General features: G+C 28.6%; 15 protein-coding genes and 1 tRNA gene. 6 read left to right on the forward strand and 10 right to left on the reverse strand.

Annotation, left to right across the window (positions count from 1 at the left end):
• The first annotated feature begins 46 nt into the window (after positions 1-46).
• From LACAL_RS05005 to LACAL_RS05015, 3 genes are all read left to right on the forward strand, one after another.
• Positions 47-247, forward strand: a complete 201-nt coding sequence (locus LACAL_RS05005) for a zinc ribbon domain-containing protein (RefSeq protein WP_013869621.1) — start codon at positions 47-49, stop codon at positions 245-247.
• 66 nt (positions 248-313) lie between these two features.
• Complete coding sequence (gene folB / locus LACAL_RS05010) at positions 314-685, forward strand: dihydroneopterin aldolase (RefSeq protein WP_013869622.1); 372 nt, start codon at positions 314-316, stop codon at positions 683-685.
• A gap of 74 nt (positions 686-759) precedes the next feature.
• A tRNA-Cys gene (locus tag LACAL_RS05015) sits at positions 760-830 on the forward strand.
• Positions 831-875: 45 nt separating this feature from the next.
• Here the strand turns inward: LACAL_RS05015 and LACAL_RS05020 are convergent.
• From LACAL_RS05020 to rnr, 6 genes are all read right to left on the reverse strand, one after another.
• Positions 876-1286: a hypothetical protein gene (locus LACAL_RS05020; RefSeq protein WP_041301288.1), complete on the reverse strand. Its 411-nt coding sequence runs from the start codon at positions 1284-1286 to the stop codon at positions 876-878.
• A gap of 77 nt (positions 1287-1363) precedes the next feature.
• The gene (locus tag LACAL_RS05025) at positions 1364-1714 is read right to left on the reverse strand and encodes a hypothetical protein (RefSeq protein WP_013869624.1); all 351 of its coding nucleotides are present in this window, start codon (positions 1712-1714) and stop codon (positions 1364-1366) included.
• Between the two features lie 6 nt (positions 1715-1720).
• The gene (locus LACAL_RS05030; protein WP_013869625.1) at positions 1721-2401 is read right to left on the reverse strand and encodes a LysE family translocator; all 681 of its coding nucleotides are present in this window, start codon (positions 2399-2401) and stop codon (positions 1721-1723) included.
• A gap of 132 nt (positions 2402-2533) precedes the next feature.
• The gene (locus LACAL_RS05035; protein ID WP_013869626.1) at positions 2534-3211 is read right to left on the reverse strand and encodes a head GIN domain-containing protein; all 678 of its coding nucleotides are present in this window, start codon (positions 3209-3211) and stop codon (positions 2534-2536) included.
• A gap of 58 nt (positions 3212-3269) precedes the next feature.
• On the reverse strand, positions 3270-3572 hold the full coding sequence (locus LACAL_RS05040; RefSeq protein WP_013869627.1) for a YbjQ family protein: 303 nt from the start codon (positions 3570-3572) through the stop codon (positions 3270-3272).
• A 47-nt stretch (positions 3573-3619) separates the two neighbouring features.
• A complete protein-coding gene (rnr, locus tag LACAL_RS05045; protein WP_013869628.1) occupies positions 3620-5824 on the reverse strand; it encodes a ribonuclease R in 2205 nt (734 codons plus the stop codon).
• An 822-nt stretch (positions 5825-6646) separates the two neighbouring features.
• On the opposite strand from rnr, the gene rpiB reads away from it, so the two are divergent.
• Genes rpiB through LACAL_RS05060 form a run of 3 tightly spaced genes read left to right on the forward strand, consistent with a single transcriptional unit; the run spans position 6647 to position 8443 of the window.
• Positions 6647-7075 (forward strand): ribose 5-phosphate isomerase B, encoded by a 429-nt coding sequence (rpiB, locus tag LACAL_RS05050; protein ID WP_013869629.1) that lies wholly within the window; start codon positions 6647-6649, stop codon positions 7073-7075.
• On the forward strand, positions 7076-7993 hold the full coding sequence (locus LACAL_RS05055) for a cation diffusion facilitator family transporter (RefSeq protein ID WP_013869630.1): 918 nt from the start codon (positions 7076-7078) through the stop codon (positions 7991-7993).
• Positions 7994-7996: 3 nt separating this feature from the next.
• Complete coding sequence (locus tag LACAL_RS05060; protein ID WP_013869631.1) at positions 7997-8443, forward strand: GNAT family N-acetyltransferase; 447 nt, start codon at positions 7997-7999, stop codon at positions 8441-8443.
• Here LACAL_RS05060 and LACAL_RS05065 read toward each other — a convergent pair.
• The 4 genes from LACAL_RS05065 to LACAL_RS05080 are packed head-to-tail and all read right to left on the reverse strand — an operon-like array spanning position 8440 to position 12141.
• The gene (locus LACAL_RS05065; RefSeq protein ID WP_013869632.1) at positions 8440-9309 is read right to left on the reverse strand and encodes an OmpA family protein; all 870 of its coding nucleotides are present in this window, start codon (positions 9307-9309) and stop codon (positions 8440-8442) included. The genes LACAL_RS05060 and LACAL_RS05065 overlap by 4 nt on opposite strands.
• A gap of 2 nt (positions 9310-9311) precedes the next feature.
• Entirely contained in the window at positions 9312-10958 is a 1647-nt protein-coding gene (locus tag LACAL_RS05070; RefSeq protein ID WP_013869633.1) for a S41 family peptidase, read from the reverse strand.
• Positions 10958-11329 carry a ribonuclease P protein component gene (rnpA, locus tag LACAL_RS05075; protein WP_013869634.1) on the reverse strand — a complete coding sequence of 124 codons (372 nt, stop codon included), beginning with the start codon at positions 11327-11329 and terminating at the stop codon, positions 10958-10960. The genes LACAL_RS05070 and rnpA overlap by 1 nt, the downstream gene beginning before the upstream one ends.
• Positions 11329-12141: a LexA family transcriptional regulator gene (locus LACAL_RS05080; RefSeq protein ID WP_013869635.1), complete on the reverse strand. Its 813-nt coding sequence runs from the start codon at positions 12139-12141 to the stop codon at positions 11329-11331. The genes rnpA and LACAL_RS05080 overlap by 1 nt, the downstream gene beginning before the upstream one ends.
• Positions 12142-12235 lie beyond the last annotated feature (94 nt).

Here is a 12235-nt window from a genome sequence, read left to right on the forward strand (position 1 = left end):
TTTATTATACATATACTTTATAACATTAATTAAAACAATAAAACTTATGAGTTATTGCTGCCCAAAATGTAATAATACTACATACGAAACAGGACAAATGCGTGCTACTGGTGGAACATTATCTAAAATTTTTGATGTACAAAACAAAAAATTTACATCTGTAACTTGCAAAAATTGTACTTATACAGAGTTTTATAAAACTAAAACTAGTGCGATAAGTAATGTTTTTGATTTTTTTACAAGCTAAAATAGCTTTGAAAATTTATTTTAAAAATAATAGCTAAACTGAAAAAACTCGCATTACATTTGCGCTATGGGAATAATTAAAGTTGAAAACATACGCGTTTATGCACATCATGGTTGTTTAAAAGAAGAAACAGCAATAGGTAGTGATTATCGTGTAGATTTAAAGGTAAAAGCCGATTTACAAAAAAGTGCAAGTTCTGATGCTTTAAAAGATACTGTAGATTATGTACTTTTAAATAAAATTGTAGTTGAAGAAATGGCTACGCCAAGTGCACTTTTAGAACATGCTGCTAAGCGTATTTTAGATAGAATTTTTGCTGAAGATAAGCTAGTTACAGTTGTAACTGTTGCAGTAAGCAAAATAAATCCTCCAATTGGTGGTGATGTTGAGATGGTTACCATAGAAATAACCGAAAAAAGAAAAACAGGAAGTAAATAGTGTAAAAAGGGAATTATTTTTATATTTGCCTTCTCGTTATAATTAATGAGTCTCCTATTTTTTTAGGAAATTAGGGTGTCGTGGCCGAGTGGCTAGGCAGTGGTCTGCAACACCATCTACAGCGGTTCGAATCCGCTCGACACCTCGAAACAAGCGTTACTTTTTAGTAGCGCTTTTTTTATTATATAGTTTAATAACCATTAATATTTAAATCAAAAGCTTTTTTAGTATCTATATTTATTTTAATGTTCCAAAAACAAGCTCCTCCATCATCTATTATTAAATAATAATTTTTCCAATCAAATAGCTCATCAAAATTATCTTTAGTAGGACTTCCAGGTATTCTACAGAAAGTATTAACTAAAATAATTCGTTCATTATCCTTATTATAATAAGGAACATACTGTTTGTAAAGCTTATTATAATTAGTGATCTTAGGATTTTTAATAAAACTAAATTTAGAGCCTCTTATAGTATTTATAATAACAGAATCTAAAATTTTTAAATCGAATTTTGTTGGTTTCCAACTTCCATTATTTTCTACAATCACTTCGATTTTAGATAAATCTTCAAATATTATAATTCTTTCTTTTTTATTCATTTTACATGAAAACAAAAAAATAAAAATTATAGAAATTATAGTAAATTTCATCTGTTCAAATTTTATAAAAAAATTATTTAATTAAACCAAACGGCGTAACGCTTTTTACGTAACTGTAAAGCTAGTGCTTTTTCCATTTTTAATGCTTCGGCTCTTGTTGCTAATGGTTTTATATGGTTATATAAACTTGGCCTTAAGTAAGATCCATATTTTTCTACAATGTTTGAAGATAACTTATAGCCTTTTGCATTTCTATATCCTGTTTTATGCTGTAGAAAACGCTCTTTTGGTGTCTTACTTGTCATACCTACATATAAACATTCTAAAACGCCGTTAAATTGTGGATTTGCAGCTCTAAACTTAGCGTTTTCTGTAAATACCTTTTTACGTAATTCTATAACGTAAATATGGTATTGTGTTTTAGCCATGTGTATTTAATTGGTTTGGTGTTCTATTTTATCAATTATTTGCTGCGGATTTAATTGATCTTTTGGTAAAAAGCCTTTTACTATTAATACAGTACCACAAACTACTAATATTAAACCTAATAATCGCTTTATTTTTATAATTCTAGTTGGTGTTAGCTTACTTTTAAGTTGCTTGGCAAGTAGTATTTTTATAACATCGGTTACAAAGTAAGCACCAATCATGGCACCAAAAAATATAAAAAACCTATTGGTATCTCCATCTAAATTTGGTCCAACAACTATTATTATTCCTAACCAGAAAACTAAAACACCAATATTTATAAAGTTTAGAAAAAAGCCTTTTGCAAAAAGTGCTAAGTAATTTGTTTTAGGAGAGGCAATTTCGGCAGTGGTTTCTAATCCTTTTTTAGATTTTTTAAAGTAGATTATAAAACCGTATATGGTTAATATTGTACCACCAAAAACATATAATCCAGGATGGTTGCTTAAGTTTTCTAATAATTGAAAACTAGAAAAATAGGCAACAGCAATAAATAAAGCATCTGCTACTATTACACCTAAATCGAAAGCTACTGCTGCACGAAAACCTTTTAAAACACTGGTTTCTAATAATACAAAAAAAACAGGACCAATCATGAAAGCTAAAAAAAAGCCTAGTGGTATCGCTGCCTGAATGTCTTCTATCATATAGTATATTGTGTTTAATACAAAAGTAAAGAAATTATACTATTAAAGTAAAGTAAATGGTTTAAGCATTTTAATAAAAAAAAGCTTTAGCGCAGTTGCTAAAGCTTTTTTAAAAAATAATTTAAAGTGGTTTTAGTTGTTATGTACTTTAATTCTACCACCAAAAGTTTGTTTTTTATTTACAGTATTTGGGTTACCATAAATATCTATATCACCACCAGCAGTAATTCTAGCGTCTACAAGTTCACTTGCATTAACTTCTGCTTCTCCAGCAGCTCTTACTTTTACATTGGTGTTTTTAGTTAAAAATGTTCTGCCGTTATAAATACCACCTGTATTTAAGGTAATATCTTGATTTTTTGCTTTTCCTTTAGTTTCTATAATGCCTCCAGATACGGCTCTAACTTCTAGTTTTTTTACATCTAAACCTATTTTTAAAATAGCACCTTCTTGAGCTCTTAATTCTATATTGTCTTGAACAATAAGTTCGTTTCCTATAATTTTTGCTCCTTCATTACCATCAATTACATCTAAATTTTTATAGTGTACTGCTACAAATGTTTTAGTACCATCAAAAATACGTTCAAATTTCATTTTCACTTTTAATGTTCCGTTTTTACTTATAACTTCTACATCTTGAGCATCTTCACCAGAAATAATAACTTTATTTTCGTTTGCTTTTACTAAGCTAATATGTATTAAATCGAAGACTTTAACGGTTGTAAAATCGTCAACTTTTTGTTCTATTGGGTTTTGAGAAAATAAAGAAATTGATATAAAAAATAAGAATACTGTTGCTAATTTTTTCATTGTAAATAGTGTTTCTTTAAAGAGTACTAAAAAATAAAAGTGTTACAGTTTTACAAATTTATTTTTCTGGAACTACATGTACTGCGGTTCCTATAGCATTTACAAAAAAAGAAGTACCGTTTACTGTTTCTAAATCTATTGATATGCCAACTACTGCATTGGCATTTAGATTTTTAGCATTTTCTTTTAATTTTTGAAAAGCGATTTCATTGGCTTCATCTAAAACATCATTTGTAATGGCTTTACTTTTTTCTACTTTAAAAGAGAATTTTGTTTTATACTCAAAACTACTGCCGGCTACAATGCCTTTATAATCTATTATTTTGAAACCTTCAATAGAGTTTGTTGTTGTTAAAATCATTAGTTATATAGTTTTTAATTGATTGTTATAACCATGAATTATAAAATTTAAGCTTCAGTTTTAGCTTTTCCTATTAATTCAAAATCTAGGTGACGTTTTACTAAATCGGCTTGTTTTACTTTTACAATAACCTCGTCTCCAAGTTGATACATTATTTTTGTTTCGCGACCTATTAATGTAAATTGGTCTTGATCAAACTCATAATAATCGCCTTTTATATCTCTGGTTCTTACCATGCCTTCACATTTATTTGAAATAATTTCTACATAAATTCCCCAATCTGTTACGCCAGAAATTACACCTCTAAATTCTTCATCTTGATGGTCTTGCATGAAACGAATTTGCATGTATTTTATAGAATCTCTTTCGGCTTTTGTTGCTAGATATTCCATAGTACTAGAATGTTTACATTTTTCTTCGTAAACTTCTTCATTTGCCGATTTTTCTCCATCTAAATACCTTTGTAATAAACGGTGTGCCATGACATCTGGATAACGACGTATTGGCGAAGTAAAATGGCTATAATAGTCGAAAGCTAAACCATAATGTCCAATATTATGTGTTGTATACTCTGCTTTAGACATGGTTCTAATTGCTAAAGTATCTACTAAATTTTGCTCTTTTTTACCTTGTACATCAACCAATAATTTATTTAATGATTGCGATACATTGCCTTTATTAAAGTTTAATTTATGACCAAATTTTGCGACAACACCTTGTAATGCTGCTAGTTTACTTTCGTCTGGTTCATCGTGTACACGATATACAAATGTTTTTTCTGGTTTTTGTTTTCCAACAAATTCTGAAACTTTTCTATTTGCTAATAACATAAATTCTTCAATTAATTTATTAGCATCTTTACTGGTTTTAAAAAATACACCTACTGGATTTGCATCTTCGTCTAAATTAAATTTTACTTCAACTTTATCAAAAGAAATAGCTCCAGAACGCATACGTTTACTACGCATAATTTTTGCAAGTTCGTCCATTTTTAAAACAGCATCTGCAATGGCTTGATCTGTTTTATATTCTTTTCCTGTTAAAGAGACATTGGCTGGAATGGTATTGTTTTTATTTTCTATAATGGCTTGTGCTTCTTCGTAAGCAAAACGGGCATCAGAGTAAGTTACTGTTCTACCAAACCATTCGTTTTTAATTTGTGCTTTATTATCTAATTCAAAAACAGCTGAGAATGTATATTTTTCTTCATGCGGACGTAATGAACATGCACCATTACTTAAAATTTCTGGTAACATTGGTACAACTCTATCTACTAAATAAACAGAGGTTGCACGCTCGTAAGCTTCATCGTCTAAAACGGTTCCTTCTTGTAAATAATGTGAAACGTCTGCAATATGTATTCCTATTTCGTAATTTCCGTTTTCTAAAACTGTAAAAGATAAAGCATCATCAAAATCTTTAGCATCTTTAGGGTCTATGGTAAAGGTTAAATCTTTACGCATATCTCGACGCTTTTTAATTTCTTCAGGTTGTATTTTTAAGTCTATATTATTTGCATAATCTTCAACTTCTTTAGGAAACTCGTATGGTAAACCATAATCTGCTAAAATGGCGTGAATTTCGGTATTATGTTCTCCAGCTTTACCTAAAACTTTTAAAACTTTTCCGTTAGGAGAATCGGCTTTTTCTGGCCAATCTTCTAGTGTTACTAATACTTTATCACCATCTTGGGCTTTTAATGTTTTGTTAATAGGTACAAAAATGTCTTTGTTCATTTTATTACCATCAACCACTACAAAAGCATAGTTATTTTTTGGGTGTATTTGTATTATACCAACGTAATCTGTTTTCGCACGCTCAATAATATTTGTTATTTCACCTTCAAGTTTACCGCGTTTTCTTCTTTTGTAAACATATAATTCTACTTCATCGCCGTTTAGCGCTTTGTTTACATTATTTGAAGCTATGTATATATCTTCATCAAAATCATCGCAAATAACGTATCCAGATCCTCTTGAAGAGGCATCAAAAATTCCTGTATGATATTCTGTATTGTTTATAATTTGAAATTTACCGCGATCTATCTCCTTTATTTCTTCTTTAGCTTTAAGTTGTGCTAATTTTTTTATTATCTGGTTACGGCTACTAGCATCGTTAACGCCTAGTTTAGCAGCAATTTGTTTATAATTAAAGGTTTTATTTCTATCTTTTTTTAAAATACTTAGAATTGTATTTGTTAGGTTGGAAATCTTGTTATGACTTGGTTTCCTTTTCTTTTTATTTTTTGTCATTTAATTTGTAATCTATTGAATTTCTAAGTTACGAAGTAAAAGTTTGAAATTCGGTTATTTTTTAACTTAATAGCGAGGAGTGAAGTAATTAAGTTTATACAAAGCTACGTTTTTATTATTAAATGTATGTGTCTTTAAGTTTAAGTTAACTAAAACAGTTATCCACATTTATATTATATACTATTATTCTTTCTTTTAAAATTTAAAAAAAAAATACTGATTATTATTGCTTGTTAATAGCGGTATAACTTTTTTAGTATTTTGTTTGGTATGTTACTTTTCTGTTTCTACTAACAGGTTATAAACAATATAAAGTGTTGGTTTTTATTATATTTATATATTCTATTAACAACTGTTTATAACCAATGTTGACAGCTTATTTTTAATAAGTATTTTTATTTTTTGTGTTGGTATATGAAAATTTAATAGTGATAAATTGGCCAAAAATAAATGCTAACTTTTTTGGTAGTGTAGTTTTAATTCTTGTTTTAAAAATTTATTTAATAATCCTAATAAAAGTTTTCAAAAACTATGAGTAGATATTAACAAGTAGTTATAATTAATTTACCTAGTTGTTAACATCGTATACATTTTTAATTAAAAACAGATTAATTTTAAGTGTAAAGTAGCTTATTAAGTATAGTAAAAATAGGAGCTAAGCTATATTTTTAAATGGGCTAAATTTTAATTTTTTAAATGTAGTTTATTTGAATAAGTTAGTACTTATTACTTATTAATAGTTGCGAGCAATTATTAACTTTACACTTTTAATATACAAACAACTATTTTTCGCTTACGCGGAAATAAAAAACTACTACTATAATGACTATCTCAATTGGAAATGACCACGCTGGAACAGATTATAAATTTGAAATTATTAAACACTTAGAAAATAAAGGTTATACAGTTATAAACCATGGTACCGATACTTTAGAAAGTGTTGATTATCCAGATTTTGTACATCCTGTTGCTAAAGATGTAGAATATAATAAAGCCACATTTGGTATTTTAATATGTGGTAGTGCAAATGGTGTTGCAATGACTGCTAATAAGCATACTCATATTAGAGCAGGAGTTTGCTGGACTAAAGAAATTACAGAGTTAACAAGACAACACAATAATGCTAACGTTATTTGTATTCCAGCACGTTACACTGCAGTACAACAAGCTATAGCGATGGTAGATACCTTTTTAGAAACTAAATTTGAAGGCGGAAGACACCAAAACCGTGTTGATAAAATACCTTGTTAATTGGCAAATGCTAGTTTACATAATCACTCCCACAAGCATAACGACTTAAAAGGCCGTAACCTTTTAATATCTATTTTTTTAAATATTTTAATTACTGCTGCACAGGTGGTTGGTGGATTATTATCTGGAAGTTTAGCTTTATTAAGTGATGCTTTACATAATTTTAGTGATGTTATTTCATTAATAATTAGTTATATAGCTAATAAATTATCTAAAAAAGAGGCATCATTACAAAGAACATTTGGATATAAACGTGCCGAAATTTTAGCTGCTTTTATTAATGCTTCTACCTTAATTATTGTTGCTGTATTATTAATTATTGAAGCTGTAAAACGATTTAAAAAACCAGAAAGTATAGAAAGTAACCTTGTAATATGGCTTTCTATAGTAGCTATATTAGGTAACGGTTTTAGTGTTTTATTATTAAAAAAAGATAGTAATTCTAATATGAATATGCGTAGTGCATATTTACACTTGTTAACAGATTTAATGGCAAGTATTGCTGTTTTAATTGGTGGTTTATTAATGTATTATTACCAGTTTTTTTGGGTTGATAGTGCACTTACTTTTATAATTGCTTTATACTTAATCTGGATGGGTTTCGATTTGTTAAAAAGTTCTACAAAAGTACTTATGCTTTTTACTCCAGATACTATTCCTGTTGAAGAGATTGTAAAAGAAATTAATACCTTTAAAAGTATTAAAAATGTACACCATATTCATGTATGGCAATTAAATGAAGATGAAACACATTTTGAAGCTCATGTAGATTTTGAGCAAAATATTACATTAACCGAATTTGATGTTATTCTTTCTAAAATAGAAAAACTTTTATTCGAAAAATTTAAAATAAATCATGTTAATATCCAGCCAGAATTTGGGAAAGATGATATAAAGGATGTGATTGTACAAGATTAGAGTATGTTAAAAATACAGGTAAAAAAATTTAGTGAACTAAACATAGAAGAATTGTACCAATTATTACAACTACGTAGTGAAGTTTTTGTTGTAGAACAAGATTGTGTATATCAAGATATAGATGGTAAAGATCAAAACGCTTTACATGTAATAGGTTATAAACAAAATAGAGTAGTGGCTTACACTCGTATTTTTAAGCCTGGCGATTATTTTAATTTTGCTAGTATTGGTAGGGTAGTAGTTGCTAAAAACGAAAGGCAATTTAAATATGGTTATGATATAATGAATGCTTCTATAAATGCTATTGAAACTAATTATAACACTACAGAAATTAAAATATCTGCACAGTGTTATTTAAAGCGTTTTTATAATAATTTACAATTTTTTGAAGTAGGAGAAGCGTATTTAGAAGATGGTATACCACATATTGGTATGCTTAGAACAGTTTAATTTTCTTTACCTACATAGGTTACTAAAATTTCTACACGTCTATCGTATTTTGGGTCACCACCAAGTGGAAATTTTCTACGCATTCCAACATATTTCATTCGTCTTTTATCTACGCCTTTTCTGGCAAGATAATCGTAAATATATTTTGCTCTAGATACAGATAAGTTTCGTTTTTTCGTTTTTTTATCTACAGCATCTCTACTGTTTTGTGTACAGCATACATGACCTTGAATAGTGAAATATAAATTATCTTTTTCTACTAGTATTTTTGCTAATTTTTCAAGTGTTTTTTTAGAATCTGATGTTACGTAACTGTAACTGGTTTTAAAATAAATTTTATCTAAACGAATTTTATCTCCTTTTTTTATGCTACCAGATTTTATGTCTTCGGTTGTTTTTTCTTTATCATCGTCTTCTTTTGCAACTATAGCTTCTTTGTCTTTTTTAGTAGTTTTTTTAGTTGCTAATTGCTCGTTTACTATAATTTCGACTTTACGGTTTAAGCCACGAATTTGGTGTACTTCTTCTTCATTTAAAACTTTTAAAAGTATTTCGCCTTTGCCGTTTACATTGGTTATTAAATTAGGATCTACACCATATCCAGAAAATAACTCTTTTATAGTATTTGCTCTGTTTTGAGATAGCTCTAAATTATATTCGTTTGTACCACGATCGTCTGTAAAGCCATAAATTGAAACTTTATTAATATTTATAGAGTCTAGACTTGAAATAAATAGTAGTAATCTATTTTCTTCGGTTAATGGTACGTTGTACTCATCGGTATCAAAATATACGTCGTGAGTAAATGTTTTTTGGGCAAAAAGACTTACAGAAAAGAGGAAAAATATTAGAAAAAATGATTTCATCTTTAGTTTAGGTATTTTCTATATCTTGAAGTATTGTTAAGTATTTCGGTAGCTTTTTTAATTTCGGCATTGTGTATTTTATAATAGTCATATAAACCTTCTCTATACACATAACGTTTAATAATCTCGTCGCTTAAGAGACTCATTAATTGCGATTTATTTTCGTCTATTGCTTTTAATTTTGAATTATTTAAATTTTCAATTAAAGCATTGTAATCTCTTTTTATATCTTCATCTAAATTTTCGGTTTTAGCAATTTCTGCAGCTTTAGCGAAAGATTTTTCGGTTTCGGTTTCAAAAGAAAAACCTGTTTTCTTTAAATAATTTTTAAAGTTTATAAAATCGGCATCGGTTAATTTCCACTTGTTTATATCTTCAATATTTGGATGCATGTAATAGTATTTTGTTGCATAATCAAACACGCTTTGGTTGTTTAAAATTGCAGTTGTAATGGCAGAATTTTTAGAATAATCTAAAGCTTCGTCTGGTACAACGCCACCACCATCAAATACTTTTCTACCATTTCTGGTTTTAAAAGCATTATAATCTTTTTGTTTTACTCGTACAGCATTTCCTTTTTCGTCTTTATTCCAGTAATCTAATGCTTGTATACAGCGTCCAGAAGGTGTATAGTATCTAGATATTGTTACTTTTAATTGTGTACCATATGTTAGTTTTTTTGGGCGTTGTACTAAGCCTTTACCAAAACTTCTTGCTCCTACAATTACACCTCGATCTAAATCTTGTAAAGTTCCAGATACAATTTCACTGGCCGATGCACTACGACCATTTATTAGCACAACAACTGGAATTTCTGTATCTATTGGATCTCTTTTTGTGTAATATGTACGGTTGTATTTTTTTACTTTAGATTTTGTAGTTACTACTAATTGACCTTTTGGTACAAATAAGTTAACAACATTTACGGCTTCACTTAATAAACCACCAGGATTACTACGTAAGTCTAAAATTATACTTTTTGCGCCTTGTGCTTTTAAGTCTTTTAAAGCATAACCAGTTTGTTGTGAGGCTTTTTCGTTAAATTTTTTTAAAACAATATAACCTGTAGTTTCGTTTACCATAGAGAAGTGTGGTACGGCATCTATTTCAATTTCACTTCTTTTTATTGTTGTGCTACTTTTTTTGCCTTGTCTAATATAAGTGACTTTAGTTGATGAGTTTGGTGTGCCTTTTAAAAGGTTTCCGGCATCATCTTTATAATCTGCTACGTTTTGTCCATCTACATTTATAATTTCGTCTCCAGCTTTTAATCCTGCTTTATCTGCAGGATAACCTTTGTAAGGTTCTATAACTAGTAATCTATCTTTAAGTGTTTTTATACTGGCTCCAATACCAGTATAATCTCCAGTACGTTTTATACGTTCTGCCTCAACATCTTGCTCATTATAAAATTGTGTATAAGGATCTAACTCATTTAGCATATTTTTAATGGCATTATCCATTAAATCTGCTGGATTAGTTTCATCTACATAATTCATATTTAACTCTTTAAAAAGCGTAGTAAATATTTCTATTTGCTTAGCAATTTCAAAAAAGTTATTGTTTGCTGTTTTAAAAGCTGTTCCTGTAAATAGTATAGCAATAGCAAATATTGGTATTAATATTTTGCGTTTTAAAATGGTCTTCATCATTCTTTTACTTTAGAATTTTGGTCATTAAATTTAGTAAAAAGCGTTTTAACTTTAGAGTTAATAAGGTTAAAATCTGGCATTTCTTTATTATTATATAATATCATAAACGAAAAACCTTCTATGTTGTTGTCTTTTAAAAACGTTTTGTTTAGCCTGTAAGCTTCACGTAATAAGCGTTTAATTCTTATTCTATCTACTGCAAGTTTAAAATTTCTTTTACTTACAGATACACCTACTTTATTAGTTTTTTCGTTTTTTAAATAGACCAATCGCAAAGGCCATGCCGAAACACTTTTTCCTTTAAGGAAAAGCGCTTCAATCTCTTTTTTACTTTTTAGTTTTTCGGTTTTATTATAAGTAAGCTTCATTAATTTTTATTAGCTTTATTAGTAACCGAAGTTTTTAATTCGTGTAATTGGTTTTCTAAATCTTCTAACCGATTGTGAATATCTACTGGTTCTTGCATTTGTTTAGAGGCATACATAGTTACGTACCAAACCTCCATTATTTCTTCTGTATTTATATTATAATCTGGGTAATTTCCGTCTTTATTATCACTTTTTAAAACCAGTTTATTATCCTGTTTTATTTGTTTTAATATGCGTTTTAAAACTATACCATCATTTTTACTAACTATAACATAAACGTGACCATCTTTAATATCGTTTAGGTTTTCTACGTATTTACCAAAAACCAAATCACCATCATAAAAAGTACGTAACATAGAGTTACCTTGAACTTCAAAACATCTAAAAGTCCCGTTTGTAAGTTGTGGCATGTAGAACGAAGGTAATTTTTCTATATACTCTGTATCGCCATAGCCGTCAAGATATCCGGCTCTTGCTTTTACAGGAACATATATTACATTTTCTTGGTCGTTATTATTAACCGCTATAACTTGTGGTACTCCAGTATATGTTTGAATTTTTGGTGTTTCACTTTTTAGCATAGTATGACTTTTACCAAATAAATAATCTGGATTTATGTCAAACTCGTCTATAATTGCTTTAAGCACATCGTACCCAGGTTTTGTTTTTTTACGTGAACCATCATTTTGCGGTCTGCCGTTAACAATACTATCTATAGTAGTTCCTGTAACACCTATGCGTTTTGAAAAAGCATAATTATTAAGATTAAAATGGTTAATTATAGCTGTTATTTTTTCAGCAATGTCAATCATAAAAATACTTTTGTAGAAAATAATAAGCTAATATATAAATTTAATTAACAATCAAACATTTGTTTTAATAAGAATAGCTTGAAATTAAACACCT

Origin of the sequence: Lacinutrix sp. 5H-3-7-4, assembly GCF_000211855.2 — a bacterium.
Classification (GTDB): Bacteria; Bacteroidota; Bacteroidia; order Flavobacteriales; family Flavobacteriaceae; genus Lacinutrix.

What these genes read in the sequence shown, in the direction of transcription:
- LACAL_RS05060 (WP_013869631.1), top strand. Translation starts at nt 7,997, where the DNA reads ATGTTAAAAATACAGGTAAAAAAATTTAGTGAACTAAACATAGAAGAA.
- LACAL_RS05030 (WP_013869625.1), bottom strand. Translation starts at nt 2,401, where the DNA reads ATGATAGAAGACATTCAGGCAGCGATACCACTAGGCTTTTTTTTAGCT.
- LACAL_RS05070 (WP_013869633.1), bottom strand. Translation starts at nt 10,958, where the DNA reads ATGAAGACCATTTTAAAACGCAAAATATTAATACCAATATTTGCTATT.
- LACAL_RS05005 (WP_013869621.1), top strand. Translation starts at nt 47, where the DNA reads ATGAGTTATTGCTGCCCAAAATGTAATAATACTACATACGAAACAGGA.
- LACAL_RS05065 (WP_013869632.1), bottom strand. Translation starts at nt 9,309, where the DNA reads ATGAAATCATTTTTTCTAATATTTTTCCTCTTTTCTGTAAGTCTTTTT.
- folB (WP_013869622.1), top strand. Translation starts at nt 314, where the DNA reads ATGGGAATAATTAAAGTTGAAAACATACGCGTTTATGCACATCATGGT.
- rnr (WP_013869628.1), bottom strand. Translation starts at nt 5,824, where the DNA reads ATGACAAAAAATAAAAAGAAAAGGAAACCAAGTCATAACAAGATTTCC.
- LACAL_RS05025 (WP_013869624.1), bottom strand. Translation starts at nt 1,714, where the DNA reads ATGGCTAAAACACAATACCATATTTACGTTATAGAATTACGTAAAAAG.
- rpiB (WP_013869629.1), top strand. Translation starts at nt 6,647, where the DNA reads ATGACTATCTCAATTGGAAATGACCACGCTGGAACAGATTATAAATTT.
- LACAL_RS05080 (WP_013869635.1), bottom strand. Translation starts at nt 12,141, where the DNA reads ATGATTGACATTGCTGAAAAAATAACAGCTATAATTAACCATTTTAAT.
- LACAL_RS05020 (WP_041301288.1), bottom strand. Translation starts at nt 1,286, where the DNA reads ATGAATAAAAAAGAAAGAATTATAATATTTGAAGATTTATCTAAAATC.
- LACAL_RS05035 (WP_013869626.1), bottom strand. Translation starts at nt 3,211, where the DNA reads ATGAAAAAATTAGCAACAGTATTCTTATTTTTTATATCAATTTCTTTA.
- LACAL_RS05040 (WP_013869627.1), bottom strand. Translation starts at nt 3,572, where the DNA reads ATGATTTTAACAACAACAAACTCTATTGAAGGTTTCAAAATAATAGAT.
- rnpA (WP_013869634.1), bottom strand. Translation starts at nt 11,329, where the DNA reads ATGAAGCTTACTTATAATAAAACCGAAAAACTAAAAAGTAAAAAAGAG.